The sequence below is a fragment of the Streptomyces sp. NPDC055749 genome (assembly GCF_053617235.1).
Map to the genome: position 1 here is coordinate 56825 of NZ_JBSHFH010000036.1, position 22131 is coordinate 78955.

The 22131-nt window shown below is 72.0% G+C and carries 12 protein-coding genes; 8 read left to right on the top strand and 4 right to left on the bottom strand.

Annotated elements, in window-relative coordinates; translation table 11 throughout:
* Nucleotides 1–111: 111 nt before the first annotated feature.
* Together ACWGO0_RS24980 and ACWGO0_RS24985 are read right to left on the bottom strand one after the other, a co-directional pair.
* Nucleotides 112–483 carry a WhiB family transcriptional regulator gene (locus tag ACWGO0_RS24980; RefSeq protein WP_453539130.1) on the bottom strand — a complete coding sequence of 124 codons (372 nt, stop codon included), beginning with the start codon at nt 481–483 and terminating at the stop codon, nt 112–114.
* Nucleotides 484–652: 169 nt separating this feature from the next.
* Nucleotides 653–1360, bottom strand: coding sequence for a DUF1707 SHOCT-like domain-containing protein (locus tag ACWGO0_RS24985; protein ID WP_453539133.1), 708 nt, complete (start codon nt 1358–1360; stop codon nt 653–655).
* A gap of 383 nt (nt 1361–1743) precedes the next feature.
* On the opposite strand from ACWGO0_RS24985, the gene ACWGO0_RS24990 reads away from it, so the two are divergent.
* Nucleotides 1744–3411 (top strand): fumarate hydratase, encoded by a 1668-nt coding sequence (locus ACWGO0_RS24990; protein ID WP_453539136.1) that lies wholly within the window; start codon nt 1744–1746, stop codon nt 3409–3411.
* A 279-nt stretch (nt 3412–3690) separates the two neighbouring features.
* Here the strand turns inward: ACWGO0_RS24990 and ACWGO0_RS24995 are convergent, their stop codons facing one another.
* On the bottom strand, nt 3691–4707 hold the full coding sequence (locus ACWGO0_RS24995) for a LuxR C-terminal-related transcriptional regulator (protein ID WP_453539139.1): 1017 nt from the start codon (nt 4705–4707) through the stop codon (nt 3691–3693).
* A gap of 154 nt (nt 4708–4861) precedes the next feature.
* On the opposite strand from ACWGO0_RS24995, the gene ACWGO0_RS25000 reads away from it, so the two are divergent.
* From ACWGO0_RS25000 to ACWGO0_RS25030, 7 genes are read left to right on the top strand one after another with little or no spacing between them, the layout of a single operon-like run.
* Nucleotides 4862–6235: an MFS transporter gene (locus tag ACWGO0_RS25000; RefSeq protein WP_453539180.1), complete on the top strand. Its 1374-nt coding sequence runs from the start codon at nt 4862–4864 to the stop codon at nt 6233–6235.
* The gene (locus tag ACWGO0_RS25005) at nt 6126–9278 is read left to right on the top strand and encodes a type I polyketide synthase (RefSeq protein ID WP_453539142.1); all 3153 of its coding nucleotides are present in this window, start codon (nt 6126–6128) and stop codon (nt 9276–9278) included. The genes ACWGO0_RS25000 and ACWGO0_RS25005 overlap by 110 nt, the downstream gene beginning before the upstream one ends.
* Nucleotides 9275–14974 carry a MupA/Atu3671 family FMN-dependent luciferase-like monooxygenase gene (locus tag ACWGO0_RS25010; RefSeq protein ID WP_453539144.1) on the top strand — a complete coding sequence of 1900 codons (5700 nt, stop codon included), beginning with the start codon at nt 9275–9277 and terminating at the stop codon, nt 14972–14974. The genes ACWGO0_RS25005 and ACWGO0_RS25010 overlap by 4 nt, the downstream gene beginning before the upstream one ends.
* On the top strand, nt 14971–16272 hold the full coding sequence (locus ACWGO0_RS25015; RefSeq protein ID WP_453539147.1) for a M18 family aminopeptidase: 1302 nt from the start codon (nt 14971–14973) through the stop codon (nt 16270–16272). Before ACWGO0_RS25010 ends, ACWGO0_RS25015 begins: the two co-directional genes overlap by 4 nt.
* 35 nt (nt 16273–16307) lie before the next feature.
* The gene (locus tag ACWGO0_RS25020) at nt 16308–17033 is read left to right on the top strand and encodes a thioesterase II family protein (RefSeq protein ID WP_453539150.1); all 726 of its coding nucleotides are present in this window, start codon (nt 16308–16310) and stop codon (nt 17031–17033) included.
* Entirely contained in the window at nt 17030–17869 is an 840-nt protein-coding gene (locus ACWGO0_RS25025) for a mycofactocin-coupled SDR family oxidoreductase (protein ID WP_453539153.1), read from the top strand. Before ACWGO0_RS25020 ends, ACWGO0_RS25025 begins: the two co-directional genes overlap by 4 nt.
* A gap of 37 nt (nt 17870–17906) precedes the next feature.
* Nucleotides 17907–20471, top strand: a complete 2565-nt coding sequence (locus tag ACWGO0_RS25030; protein WP_453539156.1) for an amino acid adenylation domain-containing protein — start codon at nt 17907–17909, stop codon at nt 20469–20471.
* Between the two features lie 43 nt (nt 20472–20514).
* On the opposite strand, the gene ACWGO0_RS25035 is transcribed toward ACWGO0_RS25030, so the two are convergent.
* Nucleotides 20515–22050: a ricin-type beta-trefoil lectin domain protein gene (locus ACWGO0_RS25035; RefSeq protein WP_453539159.1), complete on the bottom strand. Its 1536-nt coding sequence runs from the start codon at nt 22048–22050 to the stop codon at nt 20515–20517.
* Between the last annotated feature and the right edge of the window lie 81 nt (nt 22051–22131).

Sequence of the window (22131 nt, forward strand, 5' to 3'; positions counted from 1 at the left end):
AGCGAAGAACAGGCTGGGTCAGGGGCTGTCGGTCGGGGCGCCCCTGACCCGTAGGTATGGGCCGAACCCATGGGTTCGGCCCATCACTCATGGGTTCAGCTCACCCGTAGGTCAGCCGGCCGCGGCGATGTGCTCAGTCGTGGCCGCGGTCTTGAGCTCGATTTCACGCCTGCGCCGCCGGGCGAGCACCACGCGGCGCTCGGCGGCGGTGAGGCCGCCCCACACCCCGTACGGCTCGGGCTGGACCAGGGCGTGTTCCTGGCATTCCACCATCACGGGACAGCGGGCGCAGACCCGCTTCGCGGCCTCCTCCCGGGACAGCCTGGCAGCAGTCGGCTCCTTCGAGGGGGCGAAGAACAGCCCGGCTTCGTCCCGGCGGCACACCGCCTCCGCGTGCCAGGGCCCGGCCTCGTCCTCCCGCGCGGGAGTGCGCTGGGAAGGCACGGCGACGACCTGCAGAGTCTGATGCGGCGGTTGCAGCACGGGTCTACTCCTGACGACGGCTTCGCGAGCGAGAGACGATGCAGCACTCCCTACCCGCTGTGCGCGCGCCTATGCACTGAGTGGCACTGGCTTGCGGTGCACGCAATTGCGACCGATCGCCGTGAATGGCCGAAATCGAAGCGTCACGGCCATACGTACCGGTGGCGGCTCAGCGGCCGAGGTGTTTGCGCAACTGGTTGTGGAGGTTGGCAATGAGCTTGCCGCGCTTGGGTTTTGCCTCGACGTGCCCGAACACCGAATAGCCGTTCACCACGACGACCGGCGCTTCCGGGTCCGCGGATTCCAGTGTGTCCACTTCGAAATAGCCGAAAATTCCTGTCCCGCTGCCGCGGAGCGAGATGTTCTCGGGGACCTTGATCTCGATGCTGCCGAAGATGGACGTGGCGTTGATGACGGTCAGCCTCTGGCCGAAAAGAGCCTCGGTCAGATCGATCTCCACGCTGCCGAAGAGCGCGAAGGCGTTGGTCCTGCCGCCGACCCGCCAGCGCCCGCGCCGGGTGGAGCCGCTGAAGACGGCCACCAGGTTGTCTGCGGGGCCGGGCGGGGCCTCGGGGCCGTACGCGTGCGAAGCCGACGCGGTGTGCTGGGCGCCCGCCCCGGTCGGCAGGTCTCGCACCAGGGGTTCGAGCTCGCCGACCGTCTTGGCCCGGTAGACCAGGTCGATGCGCTCGCCATGCTCCTCCGCGGTCAGCCGGCCGTCCGCCACGGCGTCCCGCAGGATGTCGGCGATCCGGTCGCGGTCGGCGTCGGAGGCGCGGATACCGGCCGGGGCGGGGGCGGGGGCGGGGTCCGACCGGGCGGGGTCCGCCGGAGGGACGGGTGGCTGCGGCTGCTGGGGCTGCTTTTCGAGGTCCACCGGACCAGCGTACCCAAACGCGATAGATCGCGACTAGGGGTTGCTGGTGGGCGTGGCGGGGGCGAGGGGTGCGGGCCGGGGGGTGCGGGTGCGGGTGGCCGCTGCGCGGGGCTGTTCCCCTACCCGCCCCTTCCCGGCTGCATCAATGTGCCGCTCCGCCGCGTGGGGGGCTCCGCCCCGGACCCCGCTCCTCAAACGCCGGAGGGGCTGAAGGGGGGACGGAGGGGCTGGAAGGTGGGCGCAGGGCTGAGGGTGAGGCGCCGTGCGGGAGGTGGCGCGGGGTGAGCCTTACCTCACAAGCTCGGGGGCCCCGCGCCGTTCTACCCTGGTGTGCGCTGCCCAAGGGAGGTCAGCCGCTGTCTGCCGAGTGAGGAATGGCCGTAATGCCAGAGTTTGCGTACTCCGATCTGCTCCCCCTGGGAGAGGACACCACGCCCTATCGTCTGGTTACCTCCGAGGGTGTTTCCACCTTCGAGGCCGACGGCCGTACGTTCCTCAAGGTCGCGCCGGAGGCCCTGCGCACGCTCGCTGCCGAGGCCATGCACGACATCTCGCACTATCTGCGGCCCGCCCACCTGGCGCAGCTGCGGCGGATCATTGACGACCCCGAGGCTTCATCGAACGACAAGTTCGTCGCGCTCGACCTGCTGAAGAACGCGAACATCGCCGCCGCGGGCGTCCTGCCGATGTGTCAGGACACCGGCACGGCGATCGTCATGGGCAAGCGCGGGCAGAACGTGCTCACCGAGGGCGGTGACGAGGAGGCCCTGTCGCACGGCATCTTCGACGCGTACACCAAGCTCAATCTGCGCTACTCGCAGATGGCTCCGCTGAACATGTGGGACGAGAAGAACACCGGCTCGAACCTCCCGGCCCAGATCGAGCTGTACGCGACCGACGGCGGCGCGTACAAGTTCCTGTTCATGGCGAAGGGCGGCGGCTCGGCCAACAAGTCGTTCCTGTTCCAGGAGACGAAGGCCGTACTCAACGAGTCCTCCATGATGAAGTTCCTGGAGGAGAAGATCCGCTCCCTGGGTACGGCCGCCTGCCCGCCGTACCACCTGGCGATCGTCGTCGGCGGTACGTCGGCCGAGTTCGCGCTCAAGACCGCGAAGTACGCCTCCGCGCACTACCTGGACGAGCTGCCCGCCGAGGGCTCCCCCACCGGTCACGGCTTCCGTGACAAGGAGCTGGAGGAGAAGGTCTTCGAGCTGACGCAGAAGATCGGGATCGGTGCGCAGTTCGGCGGCAAGTACTTCTGCCACGACGTGCGGGTCGTGCGCCTGCCCCGCCACGGTGCCTCGCTGCCCGTCGCGATCGCCGTGTCCTGCTCGGCCGACCGCCAGGCCACCGCGAAGATCACCGCCGAGGGCGTGTTCCTGGAGCAGCTGGAGAAGGACCCGGCGCGCTTCCTGCCGGACACGACGGACGAGCAACTGGACGAGGCCGGTGACGTCGTGAAGATCGACCTCAACCGGCCGATGGACGACATCCTCGCCGAACTGACCAAGTACCCGGTGAAGACCCGGCTCTCGCTGACCGGCCCGCTGGTCGTGGCCCGCGACATCGCGCACGCCAAGATCAAGGAGCGGCTCGACGCGGGCGAGGAGATGCCGCAGTACCTGAAGGACCACCCGGTCTACTACGCGGGTCCGGCGAAGACGCCCGAGGGTTACGCCTCCGGTTCCTTCGGCCCGACGACGGCCGGACGGATGGACTCGTACGTCGAGCAGTTCCAGGCAGCGGGCGGCTCGAAGGTGATGCTGGCCAAGGGAAACCGGTCGAAGCAGGTCACGGACGCGTGCGGGGCGCACGGCGGCTTCTACCTGGGGTCGATCGGCGGGCCCGCTGCGCGGCTCGCCCAGGACTGCATCAAGAAGGTCGAGGTCGTCGAGTACGAGGAGCTCGGCATGGAGGCGGTCTGGCGGATCGAGGTCGAGGACTTCCCCGCGTTCGTCGTGGTCGACGACAAGGGCAACGACTTCTTCACCGAGCCCGCCCCGGCGCCCACGTTCACGAGCATTCCGGTGCGGGGGCCGGGTCTCGGCTGATCCCGGCAGCGCTAGGGCCTGTCCGGCGGATCAGGGCCGGATAGGGCGCGGCGTCTGGTGCGGTGCATCGCAAGGCGCCGGAGCGTCCTAGATGGGGTCTCCCCTGCTCGAACGAAGTTGAGAGCTTGGGGAAGGAGCTATTCGGGCGTTTCGGCAACGCCGCGAGGTGCCGTGCCAGGCGGCGTGACCCCGGCCATGATCCGCCGGACAGGCCCTACGGCCCTCGGGGGCGTTCCGGCTTCGGCCGGGGCGCCCCTGAGGGCGCTCCGGCCCGCGTGCTCAGGTCTCGTGTTCGTCTTCGTCCAGGAGGCCCGAGGTCGCGACCAGGTAGCCGAGCTGGGCGCGGCTGTTGCTGCCCAGCTGGTCGGAGACCTTGCGCATGTGTTCCGCGACGCTGCGGCGGCTCATGCCCAGGCGGCGGGCGATCGACGCGTCGGTCTCGCCGTTGACGACCGCCTGGAGGATCGTGCGCTGGAGGTCGGACGTGATCACGGGGGTGCGCAGCGGGGTGCGCTCCGGGCGGACCGGGACCGCGCGGGCCCAGGTGTCGTCGAAGCTGCGGACCAGGAAGCGGACCAGCGAGGGGTGCTGGATGCGCAGGGCGTTGTGCGGTTCGTCGGAGAAGGGGATGAACGCCAGGTCCCGGTCGAACACGATGACCCGGTCCACCACCTCGGCGAGCGTCCTGATCTCGGCCCCGGCGGCGGTGACCTGTTCGATGTAGGAGAGCGTCGTACGGTCCGAGCGGACCGTGTGCTGGTAGATCGTCCGCTGCCGGATGCCGCGCCGCAGATTGCCCAGGTCCCGGATCAGCGACTCCTTCAGAATGTGCGCCGGCCTGCCGCCACCCGGGTGAGCCGTGCGGACCTCCTCCCGGCAGCCGGCCACTCCGGCGTCGAGCGCCTTGCTGATCACGGCCTCGCCGGTGAGCCGGGTGAGGGCGGGCTGCTGGAGCCGGTGCACATCCGCGTACAGCGCCTCGAAGACGGAGAGCGTGGCACGGGCCGAGCGCAGCGTGCGGCGCTGCTCGACGATCGCCTCCTCTATCGGGGCGAGTGCGGCGAACGATGCCGTCTCCGGCGGTACGGGGATCATGAATCCCGGTGAGTCACGGTCCGCCACCATGAGGTGCAGGGCCCTCAGACAGTCCGCCACCTCGTCCTGCGGAAGGCTCCCCTCCACGAGCGCGCGCCGGTATATGGCGAGTGCGGCGTCGCAGGGACGCTCGCTCGGCGAGCGAACCGAAGTCGATTCGCGGCAATCACATGCCAGTGGGGTGGAATGATCGTCCTTCACAAGTATGCAGATTACATTCGTGCGATCGGGGTGACAGCGGTGAGCGCGGCCCCTGACCGACTATGAGCGGGTGGACAACGCGGCACGTTCGGAACGGCGTTATCGAATCCTCGTCGTCGGTTACGCGGTCTCTTCGTACGGCACCTTCCTGAATATGGTCGCGCTCAATCTGTTCGTCTATGCGACGACGGGCAGAGCGCTCGCCATGGGGCTGTTCATGGCGGTGCGGCTGGCGTCCGGATTCGTCGCCGGGCTGACGGCCGGCGGACTGCTCGCGCGTTTCGCGGCGAAGAGCGTCATGCTCTGGGCCAATGTGGCGCAGGCGGCCGTGATGCTGCTGCTGATCCTGGCTCCGGACGGGCTGCGGACGGCGGCGCTGACTGCCGTCTCGGTGGTGATCGGGGCGTGCGGGACGCTCTTCATGGTGGCGCTGCGCAGTTCCATTCCCGAGATGGTCGGCGCGGACCGCAGGGCCTGGGCGAACTCTCTCTCCATCACGGGGCGTTCGCTGGCGATGGTGGCCGGTTTCGCATCGGCCGGTGTGGTGGTGTCCCTGGTGGGGTACACAGCGGCCTTCGTGGTCGACATGGCGACCTTTGTGGCCTGCGCGGTGACGGTGGCTCTGCTGCCGATCGCGGGGGGCGGCAGAGGCGGGGACGCATCGCCGGATTCGGAGGGGGATTCCGGCGAGCGTACTGAGAAGGAGCCGGCCGACGGGCCGGCCGAGGGCGCGGCGGCGCGGGAGGCGACGGGACGACGGCGTATGCCGGTCGCGTTCCTCGCGCTGGCCGCCGCGCCCGGTCTGGGTCTCATGGTGGCGCTGCGCGGGGTGGACGCCTTCGGCTCGGCCTCCCACAACGCGGCGCTGCCGGTCTACTCCAGCGAGCTGGACGCGGCAAACCCCGCCGTGTTCATGAGTGCCTTCTGGTGTCTGTGGGCGCTCGGCAACGTCGCCGCGCAGCAGGTGATCCAGCGGTATGTGAAACGCACCGGGCGGGCGGTGGGGGCACTGGGCTTCGGCTACGGGACGGTCGTGATGTGCTCGGCCTTCATCCTCGCGTTCGCCGGCTTCCCACTGGCCGCGACGGCCGCGATCGCGCTGGTGGCGGGTGCTACCGACGGGCTCACCGAGGTCTCGTACACCTCTCATCTCCAGACTCTTCCGGCCGGTCTGCGCGGGCACGCCTTCGGGCTCTCCGCGACCGTCGAGAATCTCGGCTTCGGTGTCGGCATGATCCTCGTCGCCGCCGCTCTCGACGGATACAGCCCCCTGACGGTGGTCGCGTGGTCCCACGGTGCGGCCGTCGTGGCCGCACTGCTGTTCCTGCTTCGGGTGGCCCGACCGGGGGTAGCGGGGCTGCGAGCGCCCGGGGGTCCCCCGGTGCCGCGGCGGGGCACGGCGGGCGAAGGAGACGTGGGTGGCGGAGTCGCTGGTAGCGGAGTCGCGGGTGGCGGAGACTCGGGTCGCGGAGAACGAGAGGCGCGTCGCGGTGATCGGGACGGCGCTGAAACTCCCCGGAGCCAGTGACACCGAGGAGTACTGGCACGACATCCGGGCCGGTGTGTCGCACGTACGCCGCTTCACCGCGGCCGAATTCGCCGCCGCCGGGGTGCCGGAGGCGGAGTACACCAGTCCTGGCTTCACCGGGGCCGGCGCGCTGCTCCGGGGCTCCGTCGACGGGTTCGGTATCGACGGGTTCGACGCCGGGTTCTTCTCGATGAGCGGCCGGGAGGCGACGCTCACCGATCCGCAGCAGCGGCTCTTCCTGGAGTGCTGCTTCCACGCGCTGGAGGACGGCGGTTACGCGGAACCGGACCCGGCCGTCCGGATCGGGGTCTACGGGAGCACCGGATACCGCCTGTACTCGCTGCACAGCTATCTCGCGGGGAACCTCGCCGAGGAGATCCGGTCGGGTGACTGGATGACCCACAAACAGATCCAGGTCGGCACCTACCCGGACTTCGCCGCCAACCGGGCCGCGTTCCGGCTGGGTCTCACCGGGCCCGCCGTCAATGTGGCCACGGCGTGTTCGAGTTCGCTGGTCTCCGTACACCTGGCCTGCCAGGCGCTGCGTGCGGGAGACGCCGATCTGATGCTCGCGGCCTCCGCCGCCCTCCACTTACCGCAGATCACCGGGCACCACCGGGTGAAGGGCTCCACGCTCTCCCCCACCGGCACGGTGAGAGCCTTCGACGCGGACGCGGACGGCACCGTCGGCGGAAACGGCGTGGTGGCCGTCCTGCTGAAGCGGCTGGACCGGGCGCTCGCCGACGGTGACACCGTGCACGCGGTGATCCTGGGGTCCGCCGTCACCAACGACGGCGCGGACAAGCAGGGGTTCGCCGCGCCGGGCGTCGCCGGGCAGCGCGACGCGGTGCTGGGCGCGCTGGAGGCCGCTGGGGTGGCGGCCGGCTCCGTGGGCTATCTGGAGGCGCACGGCACGGGCACCCTCAAGGGCGACCCCATCGAGTTCGCCGCCCTCACGGCGGCATTCCGCCGTCACACCGACCGGACGGGCTTCTGCGCCCTGGGCTCCACGAAGCCCGCCATCGGTCATCTGGACAGCGCGGCCGGGCTTGCCGGTCTGGTCAAGGCGATCGAGGTGCTGCGCCACGGAGTGGTGCCCCCGCTGGTGAACTTCGCCCGGCCCAACCCCGCCCTCGCGGTCGGGGAGAGCCCGTTCCTGCTGCCGGACCGTGAGCTGGCGTGGCCGCTGCCCGGGGTGCGCAGGGCCGGGGTCCATTCCATCGGGATGGGCGGTACGAACGCGCACGTGATCCTGGAGCAGGCGCCCCCGCCGCCTGTACACCCGGCCGCCGCCGAGACCCCGACGCTGCTCCCGCTGTCCGGTGCGAGCCATGAGGGGCTCGTGGCGTACGCCCGCGCCTTCCGCGAGCGGCTGGTGCGGGGGCCGGCGCCGGCCCCCGCCGATCTGGTCGTCACGGCCGCGCTGGGCAGGCGGCTCCTGCCGCACCGGCTGGTCGTGACCGCGCAGGACCCGGTGGCGGGGCTGGACGCCTTCCTGTCGGGGGCGGCGGCCGACGGGGCGTACGAGGCCGGAGTGGTGGAGCGGGCGGCCGAGCCGGTGTTCCTCTTCAGCGGGCAGGGCGGTGGCGGTCCCGGCATGGCCGCCGGGCTCGCCGCCCGCTTCCCGGTGGTCGCCGCGACACTCGCCAACTGCGCCCGGGTGTGCGAGGAGGAGACGGGCCGCGGCGACTTCCTGGCGCGTGTCGTCGACGGCGACGGGCCCGGCCGGTGGGACACCGATCTCGCGCAGCCCGCCCTGTTCGCCCTCCAGATCGCTCAGGCCCGGCTGTGGGAGCAGCTCGGCGTCACCCCCTCACGGGTGGCGGGGCACAGCGTCGGGGAGTACGCGGCACTGTGCGTGGCCGGGGCTCTGGACGTCGAGGACGGGATGCGGCTGCTGTGCCGGCGCGGGCAGCTGATGCAGCGGGGGTCGCCCGTCGGCGCGATGCTCGCGGTCTTCGTATCGCGGTTGCGGGTACGGGAGTTGCTGGCCGCTGTCGACGGTCTGGAGCTCGCCGTGGTCAACGGGTCCGCCCATCACGTCGTGGCCGGTCCCCCGGCGGCGGTCGCGGAAGCACGCGCGCTGCTCACGGCGCGCGGCGAGGTGTTCGAGCGGGTGGCCGTGGACCGGGCCTTCCACACGGCGCTCCTCGACCCGGTGCTCGACGAGCTCCGGGTGGCCGCCGAGAAGACGGAACTGCGGCCGGTGCGTACGGAGTTCGTGAGCGGTCTCGACGGCTCCGTACACCCGCCGGGATGGCTGCCGGACGCCGGCTATCTGGTCCGGCAGACACGCCGCACCGCCGACTTCGCCGCCGTACTGGACACCCTCGGCGAGGCGACGGCCCCCGTCGTGGCGGAGCTCGGGCCGTCCGCGACCCTGAGCGGCATGGTGCGCCGCGCGCTCCCGGACGCCGTCCCCATACCGGCCCGGCAGTGGGAACGAGCCGTGGCCCGGCTGCACTGCGCGGGCGTCGCGGTCGACTGGCGTGCGCTGCTCGAAGGGTGCGGCGGCCGTCGGGTGCCGCTGCCGACGTACCCGTTCCGGCATCAGTCGTACTGGGCCGGCCCGCCGCCGGTTCCGGTTTCCCCGCACACCCACGGACGCACGACGGAGGACGGCATGACGGAACAGGGCGTACGCGAACGGGTGCTGGAGCGCGTACTGGAGCTGACGGCCCGCCATCTCGGCCACGCTCCCGCGGAGGTCGACGCCGACCGGTCGTTCGTCGGACTGGGCGCGGACTCGCTCCAGCTCATCGGCATGGTGCGGCAGTTGGAGGCGGAGTTCGGCACGGAGATATCCATGCGGGAGATCCTGGAGGAGGCCGGCACACCGAGGCTGACCGCACAGCTGATCGCGGGGCGGCAGGCGCCGGTGGAGATATCCGAGGGCGATGAGCCCGTGTACGCGACGCGCGCCGAGGTCGAGGAACTGGCCCGCCAGATAGAGAAGTTGGCCGAGACACAAGCCGCGATGCTGACGCAGCTCTCCGACGCGGTCGCTCTGCTCACCCGCGCCACCGGGGTGACGGACCGATGAGCGGGACGGACGGCTCCGCCGCGGCAGTGGCCAGGGCCGCCGCGCTCTCGCAACGCCTGACCGAACAGCTGGCTGCGGCCGGGCGGCCCACCGCATCCGGGACACGCACGGCCCCGCCGCTCCCCGTACCGGAGCAACCCACCGCACCGCCGACACGCGCCACCCATACACCCGCCACACCGCCCGCACCCGCCACCCAGACACCCACCGCACCGCCGACACCAGCCACCCGGACACCCACCGCCCCACCCGAGCCCGCCACGCACGGCCCCCGCCTCCTCGTGGCGCCCGCCACCCACGGCCCCCGCCTCCTCGTGGACCCCTCTGGTGGCATGGCCGGGACGACCGCCGATGCCGCCCAGCGCGCCCACACCGCCTCCCTCGTCCGGCGGTTCACCGCGCGCACCGGCACCTCGAAGGCTCTCGCTCAGCAGCACCGGGCGGTGCTCGCCGACAGCCGGGCCGTCGTCGGGTTCCGCGCCGCCACCAAGGAAATGCTGTATCCGATCGCCGCCCGTTCGGCGCACGGGTCCCGCCTCGTCGATGTCGACGGCAACGACTACACCGACATCACCATGGGCTTCGGCGCCCTGCTCTTCGGCCACGAGCCCGAGTTCGTGACCGATGCTGTGCGGCGCCACCTCTCCCAAGGGCTCCGCTTCGGCCCCCGCTCCCCCGACACCGGCGAGGTGGCGGCGCTCATCGCCGAGCTGACCGGGATGGAACGGGTGGCCTTCGCCGGTTCCGGTACGGAGGCGAACTCGGCGGCCGTCCGGCTGGCCCGCGCCGCGACCGGGCGCGACAAGGTCGTCATGTTCCGGGGCTCGTACCACGGGCACATCGACTCCGTACTCGGCCGCCCCGGCGGTCCGGACCACCACGCCGTCCCCGTCTCGCGCGGCATCCCCGCCTCCGCCGTCGCCGAGCTGATCGTGCTGGAGTACGGCAGCCAGGAGGCGCTGGACACCATCTCCACGCTCGGCGACAGCATCGCCGCCGTCCTCGTCGAGCCCGTGCAGTGCCGCAATCCGGGACTCCGGCCGGTGGACTTCCTGCGCTCGCTGCGTGAACTCACCACGCGCCGCGGCATCGTGCTGCTCTTCGACGAGATGCTCACCGGTCTGCGCCCGCACCCGCGCGGCGCCCAGCACCACTTCGGTGTCGTGCCCGACCTCGCCACGTACGGCAAGGCCCTCGGCAGCGGCTTCCCGGTCGGCGCGGTGGCGGGCCGGGCGGATCTCCTCGACGGTGTCGACGGCGGGTTCTGGAGGTACGGGGACGACAGCGGTCCCCCGCACGAGACCACCTTCATCGGCGGCACGTACATGCAGCACCCGCTGTCGATGGCGGCGGCGAGGGCGGTGCTCACCCATCTCAAGGAACAGGGACCGGGGCTCCAGGACCGGTTGAACGCCCGCACGGACGCGCTCGCCGCCGACCTCAACGACTTCTTCAGGGACGAGGAATTCCCCCTGGAAATGGCCCACTTCGGGTCGATGTTCCGCTTCAACCACCGCGCCGACATGGAGCTGCTCTACCACCACCTGCTGCTGCGCGGTCTGTACGTCTGGGAGTGGCGCAGCTTCTACCTCTCCACCGCCCACACGGACGAGGACGTGGAGACGATCGCGGGCGCGGTGAAGGGGTCACTGCGCGAGCTGCGTGACGGCGGCTTCTTCCCGGCCGCGAAGGCCCCGAAGACCCCGCAGCGTCCGGAGGCCAGAAAGAACGGTCCCCGCCCCGCCCCCGAATTCGGTGTCTACTTCTTCGGCGACCATCCCGAGAGCGCCGACACCCCGGCGGCGTACGACACGGTCTTCGAGACCGCCCGCTTCGCCGACGAGCACGGTTTCAGTTCCGTGTGGCTGCCGGAGCGGCACTTCCACTCCTTCGGCGGCCTCTTCCCCAACCCGGCCGTCCTCGCCTCCGCGATCGCCCGTGAGACCGGCCGCATCCGGATCAACGCCGGTTCCGTCGTCCTGCCGCTGCACGACCCGGTGCGGGTCGCGGAGGAGTGGTCGGTCGTCGACAACCTCTCCGGCGGGCGGGTCGGCATCGGGTGCGCCACCGGGTGGCACGCCCAGGACTTCGCTCTGCATCCGGACCGGTTCGCGGACCGCAGGGAGATCGCGTTCGCGCATCTGGACGACGTGCGCGCGCTGTGGCGCGGCGAGGCCGTGCGGCGGCGCACGGGGGACGGTTCCGAGACCGGCGTACGCATCCATCCCCGGCCGGTGCAGACCGAGCCGCCGATGTTCCTCGCCACGTCGGGGCAGCGCGGTTCGTACGAGGAGGCGGCCCGGCGGGGTCTCGGTGTCGTCACCAACCTGATGAGCCAGACCGTGGACGAGCTGGCCGCGAACATCGCGCACTACCGCCGCACCCGTGCGGAGTGCGGACTCGACCCGGACGCGGGCCAGGTGACCGTCCTGGTGCACACCTACCTCGCCGCGGATCACGCCACCGCGCGGGCCGAGGCGCTGGAGCCGATGAACCGCTATCTGCGCGCCTCCCTGCTGATGCGGTCGGCCGCGAGCGCGCTCGGCCACAGTCCGCAGGACGTGGCGGCGGCGAGCGATGAGGACCTGGACTATCTGTTCCGGCGGGCGTACGAGCGGTACTGCGACCAGCGGGCTCTGATCGGCTCGCCGGAGACCTGTGCGCCGTTCGTCGACGCCCTGCACCGGGCGGGCGTCGACGAGATCGCCGCGCTGGTCGATTTCGGGGTGAGCGGGGAGCAGCTGCGGGCGGGGCTCGGTCAGCTGGATGTCCTGCGGCGCCGCACCCAGGAGCGGGTACGGGAGACGGTCGCGCCCGCCACCGCCGGGCAGCGCAGGCTCTGGCTCGCCTCCGCGCTGCTCGGCAACCCGGCCGCGTACAACGAGACGCAGGCCGTACGCCTGCACGGCCCGCTCGACGAGGACGCGGCCCGCACCGCCGTGGCCGGTCTTGTCGCCCGCCACGCGGGGCTGCGGACGGTGTTCCGGGCCGGGCAGCGGGACGAGACGGTCCTCCAGGTCGTACGGGACGGGCCGGGCCCTGAGCTACTGGTGACCGATGCGCGCGGGCAGCGGGCCGACGAGGCGATCGGAGCGGTGCTCTCGGAGGAGAGCACGCGTGCCTACGACCTGGCCGAGGGGCCGCTCTTCACCCCGCGCCTGGTCCGGCTGGCCGCCGACGACCATGTGCTGGTGCTCGGGATGCACCACATCGCCACGGACTCCCATTCGGCGACGCTGGTCACGGCGGACCTGGAGGAGCTGTACCGGGCGGCCGTGGAGGGACGGGCGCCCGTCTTCGCGCGGCCCGCGGGCACGACGCTCGGTGCGGCCGAACCGCCCCGCAGCGAGGCCGCCCTGGCGTGGTGGCGCGAGCGGCTGGGCGAGAAGCCGCCCGTCCTGGAGCTGCCCACGGACCGGCCACGCGGGCGGCGGGTCGCGGGGCGCGGCGGCGCCGAGGCCGTACGCGTCGGCCGGGAGCGGACCGTGCGGCTCCAGGAGTGGAGCGGCGAACAGGGCGTCACGCTGTTCGCGACGCTGTGCACGGCCTGGCAGCTGGTCCTGCGGCGCCGTTCGGGGCAGCAGGAGTTCGTGCTCGGCTCGACGTTCGGGCGGCGCACACCCGCGACCCTGGACACGGTCGGCTTCCACGTCGCGCTGCTTCCGCTGCGGGTGTCGCTGCCCGACGGGATGCCGGTCGCGGAAGCGGTACGGGCCACGGGGCGGGCCCTGTTCGAGGCCGAGGAGCACGGTGACGTCGATGTGGACGCGCTGCTCGCCGGCGCTCATCCGGACCCGGGCAACCCACGCCCGCTGGTCACCGTGTCGGTCGACCTCGACACCGCGACGCTGTCCCGGATCGACCTGCCCGGCCTGCGCGGCGAGGAGGTCGACGCGGGGACGGAGTCGGCGCCGCTGGAGCTGGCGCTGATGGCCACTCGTACGGCATCGGGGCTGCGCCTGCGGCTGCGGTACGACGCGGACCTGTTCGACGCGGGGACCGTACGGGGATATCTCACCGAGCTGGACGAGACGCTGGCGTCGATGGTGGCCGACGACGCCGACACCGGGGCGGCCCTGCGGAAGGTCTGGGAGTCGGTCCTCGACGTCCGCGGCTTCTCCGACACGGACAACTTCTTCGACCTCGGGGGCAATTCCATCGCCGCGATCCGGCTGGTGAACCGGGTGCGTGACGCGCTGGGTGTCGACTACCCGATGGCCGACTTCTTCTCGGACGCCACGCTGCGGGCGATGACACAGCAACTCACAGCGTCATCGGAGTCGCTCGTCGACCGCGCGCCCGTCAGCGACCAGCAGGCACGCATGATCGCCGGTCATCACTCCGTACCCCACTCCGAGGTGTGGAACGTCCCGACGCGGATCACCTTCACCGGGCGCCTCGACCCCGACGCACTGCGGTCCGCGCTCGCCGAGGTCATCGCCCGGCACGACTCACTGCGCACACGGTTCGTACGGGACGCCGATGACGGCTCCTGGTGGCAGGAGGTACTCCCGCCTGCACTGCTGGACCTGCCGGTCGAGGACCTGACCGGGCTGCCGCCCGCCGAACGGCACGAGCGAGCCGACACGTTGTGCCGGGAGACGGCGGGAAGCAGCTTCGATCTCGCCCGCCCCGCGCTGCCCAAGCTACGGCTGCTGCGCGTCGAGGATGACCGCTGGGCCCTGATGTTCGTCCTGCACCACATCACCGCGGACGGCTGGTCCCTGTCCCTGCTGCTCGCCGAACTCGCAGCGCTGTACACGGCAGCCGCGGCCGGTGTCCCGCACAAGCTGGAAGCGCCCGGCGCACAGCCCACCGATTACGCCCGCCGCCAGCGCGCCCGGCACGATCCGGAGACGGAGGCGCGACGGGCCGCGCACTGCGCGGCCTATCTCGACGGGGTGCCGCCGTCCGTCCCCGTACCCACCGACCGTCCGCGTCCCGAGCGGCTGAGCGGGCGCGGGGACACGATCCGGGGCCATGCATCCGGCGAACTGCGCGCGGCGGTCGAGGCGTTCGCGAGCTCCCTGCACACCACCCCGTTCGCGGTGGCGGCCACGGCGCTCGGCGTGTTCCTGACCCGGCTCTCGGGGGAGCCCGACATCCTGCTCAGCGTTCCGTACGCCAATCGCGAGGGCACCGCGTACGAGTCGCTGGTGGCCATGACGTCGACCGCGGTCATGGTTCGTATACGGCTGGATTCAGCCAATCCCGGGGAAAGCTGCGCGGAGCTTGCCGTGCGCACCGGCGCGGGTGCCATGGGCGCGATGGCGCACGTACTGCCCACCGCCAGGATCATGCAGGCGATGCGGGACGCGGGCGCGGAGCACGTACCGGACCGGGTCCCGCACGTACTGGCCTTCCAGAACTCCGTCGACACGGACATCGAGATCCCCGGTCTGGGGGTCGAGGTGGAGGATCTCGCACCGTTGCTTTCCCGCAGCGAGCTGTGCTTCGGACTTGCGCCGCGACGGGACCCTGCGATGGGTTATCGGACGTTCCTGGAGTTCTCCGCAGACCTCTGGGACCGGGACACCGCCGAACATCTCCTCACCGGATACACCGACCTGCTCGCAGCGTTCTGTGCGCGTCCTGACCGGCCGGTCAGGGAGCTGCTGCACGAGGAACGCCCCGAACCACCAGTGCCTTCACCCTCGCAGTCACTGCCGAACACCGGAAAGGCGGAAGCCGTATGACGCCGGCCCCCCACGCCAGCCACACCGACGACCTGCTCTCCTTCATCGCGGCCAGCCCCTCGCCGTACCACGCGGTGGCCAGTGCCACCCAGCGCCTGGAGAAGGCGGGCTTCCGCGAGCTGCACGGAACGGACGACTGGACCGGTGCCACCGGCGGGTGCTTCGTCGCCCGCGCCGGTGCGCTGATCGCCTGGTACGCCCACGAGGATGCCCCCGCCCACACCCCCTTCCGGATCGTCGGGACCCACACCGACTCCCCGAACCTGCGGATCAAGCCGACCCCCGACACCGGTTCGGCGGGCTGGCGGCAGATCGGGGTGGAGATCTACGGCGGGGTCCCCCTCAACACCTGGCTGGACCGCGATCTGGGCATCTCCGGCCGGCTGGCCCTGCGCGGCCCGGACGGCGCCCCTCGCACGAAGCTCGTCCAGATCGACGAACCTCTCCTGCGCGTACCGCAGTTGGCCATCCACCTGGACCGGTCGGTCAACGACGGTGTGGCTCTGGACCGTCAGCGCCACATCGCCCCGGTGTGGGCGCTCGGCGACCCGGAGGAGGGTGCGCTGCTGCGCCGCGTGGCGGAGGCGGCCGAGGAGGAGCCGGGTGATGTGCTGTCCTGGGACCTGATGCTGCACGACATCCAGCCGCCCGGATACCTGGGCGTGGACCGGGAGTTCGTGGTCGCGTCGCGGCTCGACAACCTGATCTCGGTGCATGCGGGCGTCACCGCGCTGGTCGCCGCGGCGACCGGCGTCGACCGGCCCGGTTACATACCGGTCCTGGCCGCGTTCGACCACGAGGAGGTGGGCAGCGTCTCGGAGACCGGGGCGCAGAGCCCCCTGCTCGAAAGGGTGCTCGGCCGGACGGTCACCGCCCGGGGCGGCTCGGGCGAGGACTGGTCGCGCGCCCTGTCGGGCTCGTTCTGCGTGTCCGCCGACATGGCGCACGCGGTGCACCCCAACTACGCGGAGCGCCACGACCCGGACCACCGTCCGCTGCCGAACGGCGGGCCGACGGTCAAGGTCAACGTCAACCAGCGGTACGCCACCGACAGCACGGGCGTCGCGGTGTTCACGGCGGCGTGCGAGCGGGCGGGTGCGCCGTGGCAGCCGTTCGTCTCCAACAACGCGATGCCGTGCGGCACGTCGATCGGTCCGCTGACCGCGGCCCGGCTCGGTGTCACCACCGTGGACGTGGGGGTGCCGGGGCTGTCGATGCATTCGGCGCGGGAGCTGTGCGGGGCGGCCGATCCGGGGTATCTGGCCGCCATACTCGGCGCGTTCATGACGTCCGGCTGACACCTCCCCCGTTTCGCCCGACCGGAAGAGAGACCGTGGAAGAGACCGTACTGATCTGCCTGCCCTTCGCCGGAGCGGGTCCGTCGTTCTTCACCCCGTGGCAGGCGCACGCCCCGGCCGGGCTGCATGTCCTGCCGGTGCATCTGCCCGGCCGGGAGAAGCGGTTCACCGAAGCCGCGTACACCTCGGCGGGCCCGGCGGTGACCGATGCGTACGAGCAGGTCACGGCCGCGCTCGGGGTCTCCGGGCGCCGGGTGGTGCTGTTCGGCCACAGCATGGGCGCGGTCCTCGCGTACGAGCTGGCGCAGCGCGTCGAGCAGGCTCCGAACACGGCGGGGCTGCGGCTGGACGGCCTCGTCGTCAGCGGTTCGCCGGGCCCGTGGACGCCCAGGACCGACCAGGCGGGCGAGCTGCCGGACGAGGAGTTCGTGGCGCGGGTGAAGACCTTCGCCGGGTACGCCCATCCGGCCTTGGAGGACCCGGAGATGCGGGAGCTGCTGCTGCCGTCGCTGCGGGCCGACGTGCGGCTGCACGAGACGTACGTACCGTCGTCGGACGGTCCGCTGTCGGTGCCGGTCACCTCGGTCAGGGGCAGCGCGGACACCCTGGTCGGCGCGGCCGACGCCGCGCAGTGGAACCGGGCGACGACGGGGCGGCTGACCGTGGCCGAGCTGCCCGGCGGTCACATGTATCTGGCGGAGCGCCCCGCCGAGCTGCTGGAGCTGGTGGCGTCCGGGCTCCGCGCCCCGCAGGGCCGGTGACCGGCGGCGGTGCCCGGCTGGCCGGGCGGACGGCGCTGATCACGGGGGCGGCGCGCGGGCTCGGCCGGGCCTGCGCTCTGACCTTCGCCCGGGAGGGCGCGGACCTGGTGCTGCTGGATGTGGCGGCGGACCTGCCGGGGGTCCCGTATCCCCTCGGTTCGGCCAGCCAGCTCGCGTACACGGCGGATCTGTGCCGGGCCGCGGGCTCCGCCGTCCTGACCCGGCAGGCCGATGTGCGCGACCTGGCGGCGCTCGAGGCGGTGGCGGACGAGGCCGAGGAACGCTTCGGCCGGATCGACGTCCTCGTCAACAACGCCGGGATCGCCGCCCCTTCGGGCCGGCCCGCGCACGAGATCGACGAGGCCGAGTGGCAGCTGATGATCGACGTGGACCTGGGGGGCGCCTGGCGGGCCATCCGGGCGGTCGGCGGGCGGATGGCCGCCCAGGGCTCCGGTTCCATCATCAACATCGCCTCGACAGCGGGCCTGGTCGGCTACCGGCACTTCGCGGGGTACGTGGCCGCCAAGCACGGTCTCGTCGGCCTGACCAAGGCCGTCGCGCTGGACTACGCGCCCCGCAAGGTGCGGGTCAACGCGGTGTGCCCCGGCTCGGTCCGGGACGACGAGGCGATGGAGGGCCGCATGCTCGCCGAGATCGCCCGCTCGCTGGAAGTACCGGTCGGGGAGCACGAGGAGACGTTCGTGCGCTCACAGCCGATGAACACCCTGGTGGAGCCCTGGGACGTGGCGGACGCGGCGCTCTGGCTGGCCTCGGACGAGTCCCGCCGGGTGACGGGAAGCGTGGTCACGGTCGACGGGGGCTTCACGGTCCGCTGAGGCCCCCTATTTCTCCCGCACGACAAGGAGTACGCACGTGTCGTCTGCCCGCCATGCGCTGACCGTCCGCCTGCCGGAGGACGCGACGGACGCCCCCGTAGCCGCGGCTCTCGCCACCGCGGCGGAGCTGTGGTGGCCCAAGGACCCGCACCCTCGGCTGTGGACGGACACCGTCCCCGCCGCGGCCGGTTCGGCGACAGCCGCACGCCGACGCGGCACGGAGACCCACCGGCCCATCGCCCCCGGCCACCGCCTGCGCGCCCTGTTCCTGCGGTACGAGGGCGGCGGCGCCCCCGACCTCGTCCTGGTCGCGGACGGCACGGAGCTGGACGCGCGCTCGCTGTGGCAGGTCGCCGAGGTGCTGCGGGGGGAGTTGAGCCCCCACGAGGTACGCCCCAGGGCCGACACCTCGGACCCGCACCCCGACCCCGCGATGCGCCCGCTCATGGCCGCACTCGCCGTCGTCGCCGGGCGTTACGAGGGCCTGTCGTACGTCCCCGTCGGCATCGACGGGCGGGCGGTCTTCGCCGCGGACCTCACCGAGGGCCGCACTATCGGAGACCTCCTCGCCACCCCGCTGACGCCCTTACCGGACGGCCCCGCACCGGCCGTCGGCATCGTGGACCCGGGTCCGGCCGCCGGGAAGGAGGCGGTCACCGTCCTCCCGTACACCGAGCAGCCCTACCCCCGCACCCTCCTGCACGGCACGGACGCCACCGCAGCCGGAGACTTCGACCGCCAGGTGCTCCGCGTACGGAACCAGATCCTCTCGCTCCCGCCCGAGACACCCCTCGCCGACCTGTATCCACTCAGCGTCGAGGAGGCGGAAGCCCAACTCGCCCTGGGCCGCGGCACCCCCACCGCACCCCGCACCCCCCGCCGCATCGACGAGGCATTCGCCGACCGGGCCGCCGCGCACCCCGACGCCCCCGCCGTCACCTGCGACGGCACCACACTCACGTACCGGGAGCTGAACGCCCGCGCCGACGCACTGGCCGACGGGCTGCGTGCCCTGAGCGTCCGCCCGGGGGACTTGGTGGGCATCTGCCTGCCCCGCTCCACGGACCTCGTGGCGACGATGCTCGCGGTCCTGAAGGCCGACGCGGTGTACGTACCGCTGGACCCGGACCATCCCGCCGACCGCCGCGCCCGCACGGCCCAGGACGCCGGGCTCCGTCTGACGGTCGACGACACCGCCCCGCTCACCGGCCACCCGGCGCGGCCCGCCGCTTCCACCGGCCCCGCCGCATCTCCCGCCTACGTCATCCACACCTCGGGCTCGACGGGCCGCCCGAAGGGTGTGGTGGTCCCGCACGCCAATGTGACCGCCCTCGTCGACGCCGTCCGCGAGGACTTCGGCCTCACCCCCGCCGACACCTGGACGCTCTTCCACTCGGCGGCGTTCGACTTCTCGGTCTGGGAGATCTGGGGCGCCCTGCTCACGGGCGGACGCCTGTTGGTCGTCGACCACTGGACGACGCGCTCCCCCGCCGACTTCCACGCGCTGGTGATCCGCGAGGGGGTCACGGTGCTCAGTCAGACCCCTTCGGCGTTCACCCAGTTCATGGCGGCCGACCGGGGCACCGGCGGCGAACTCCCCCTCCGCCTGGTCGTGCTGGGCGGCGAACCCCTGGACACCCGCCCCCTGCGCTCCTGGTTCGACCGCCACCCGGAGGACCGCTGCCGGCTGGTCAACATGTTCGGCATCACCGAGACGACCGTCCACGTCACCGCCCGGACGGTCACCCGCCACGACGCGATGCGCGGCCGCCGCTCCGTCGGCCGCCCGCTGCCCGGCTGGTACGTCCACGTCCTCGACGCGCAGGGCCGCCCCGTCCCCCCGGGCGCCCCGGGTGAGATCTACGTGGGCGGCGCGGGAGTCGCCCTGCACTACCTGAACCAGCCCGCCCTGACCGCCGAACGCTTCGTCCCCGACCCCTGGCACACCGATCCCTGCCACACCGGCCGGCTGTACCGCAGCGGCGACCTCGGCCGGCTGCTCGCCGACGGCACCCTCGAACACCTGGGCCGGATCGACGACCAGGTGAAGATACGGGGCTTCCGCATCGAGCCGGACGAGATCCGTCACGCGCTCCTGGAGGACCCCGCGGTGACGGCTGCGGCAGTCACGGTCACCGGTCACGACCAGGGGGACGCCGCCGCCGTACGCATCGACGCGTACGTGGTCCTGGCCCCCGACGCCGACGGCGGCACCGCTCCCGTACGCCACCGGGCGGCAAACCTGCTCCCGTCCCACATGCTGCCCGCCACGGTGACCGCCCTGCCCCGGCTCCCCCTCACCCCGAACGGCAAGCTCGACCCGGCCCGCCTGCCCGCCCCCGAGCCACCCGCCCCCGCACCCGCACCGCTCTCCGGACCCGCCGCCACCCTCACCGAGGTGTGGCAGGACGTCCTGGGCGTCCCCACCGTGGGCCTGGACGACAACTTCTGGGATCTGGGCGGCAATTCGCTGTACGCGATCCGGATCGGCGCCGCGGCCCGTGAGCGCGGACTCCCCCCGGTCCCCCTGCGCCAGCTGTACCTCACACCGACGGTACGGACCCTGAGCGAGGCACTGACGCCACAAGACGCGGGTGGGTGACCGCAGCGCCCGCGGCCACCCACCCCCTCCGTACCCGACGCGCCTACACGAAGCGCTGCGCCGCGCCCCCGTTGCACGCCTGGAGCCTCAGCGGGTCCTTCGCCGAAGCCAGCGTCAGGCAGAGCCCTGTGGAGGCCGCCGGACGCAGGGTGCCCGACTGCTTCACGAACTTCTGGTTCGCGGCGCCCGAGCAGTCCCACAGCACGAGTGCGACGCCCGCCCGGTAGTCCGCACCCGGCACGTCCAGACAGCGGTCGTGGCTGAGTTCCGTACGTACGGCTCTCTCGGTCGCGTCGTACCACCAGTCCTGGTTCCGGCCGCCGTGGCAGTCCCAGCCGGCGACCTGCGTGCCGTTACGCGTCACCGACGCGGGGACGTCGACGCACGTTCCGGTGGCCTCGTTCTTCAGCGGGTCGAACACGTCGTCCCACGCGACCGGCTGGAGCACCGGCCTGCCCGCGCTCGCCGGGTCGGCGCAGCTCGCCTCGCGCACCCCGGAGTTGTACATCTGGGTCAGGCAGGAGGCGAAGGCCCCGTGCCCGGCCAGATTGGGATGGAAGGACTGGCGTACCGAGTTCGCGTCCGGCAGTCCCGGCTTGGTCACGTCGATGTACAGGCCGCGGGCCCAGGCGGACTGGGTGCAGACCTCGTGGCCGTGGAAGAGACGGGAGTTGTCGAGGTAGACCGCTCCGGTGGAGGCCGCCGCCTTGCGCATGCCGACCTCGAAGGCGGGTACGGCGGTGTTGCGGCCCCAGACGGTGTCGGAGTCGTACCCCAGACCGCCGCAGACGATCTTGCCGGGGAAGTCCGGGTTGTCACGGAAGTCGGGGCCGATCGGGCTCGGGTAGCCCATGACGACGAGCTTGTAGTCGCCGTTGGCGTATCCGGCGTCCGTCATGACGGTCCGCAGGTCGCGCACGGTCTGCTCGACCTTGGGGACGAGCGCGTCGACGCGGGCCTGCCAGCCGCCGGCGTACTTGGGCTCGCAGGGGCCCTGGAGGGTGAGGTAGCGGACGACGCAGTCCGTCATGACCGGGCCGAACTGGAGGTCGTCGTTGGCTCCGGCGACCAGCACGATCATCTTGATGCGGGTGTTGCGGGCCTTCACGGCGAGGCTGTCGCTCTGGACCAGCTCGTCGGCGTACTGCTTGGAACCACCGATTCTGATGTTCCCGGTATAGGCACCGGAGCAGGAGACGTTGTACGTGACGTCCGCCGCGATGCCCGTGCGGTGGATAGCCGCGTCGGGTGACCGGTGGCACCAGTTGTCCGGGCCGTTGGTGCCGGACTCGTAGGTGCCGACACCCTCGCCGGAGATCTCGCTGTCGCCGAGCGAGATCAGCCCGGTCTTGCGGTCGGCCAACGGCCGCTCGGCGGGGCTGCCGTACAGCTGGGTGGCTTCCGCTGCCCGGACGGCTTCGAGAGCGGGCGGGAGCGGGGTGGATGCGGTAGTGCTGGTACGGGTCTCCGCCGCGCCCGCCGGTACGGCGGCGGTCATGGTGCCGACGGCCGCCGCGAGTGCGGCGGCAGCCGCGACCGTACAGCGAAGTGCGCGAAGTCTGTGCCTGGTGCGCCTCATTGCGCCTCCCGGATCGTGGGGTTACCCCAGGTATTTACTGGTCGGTAGGCGACAAGGGAATACGTAGAACAAGACAAGTGC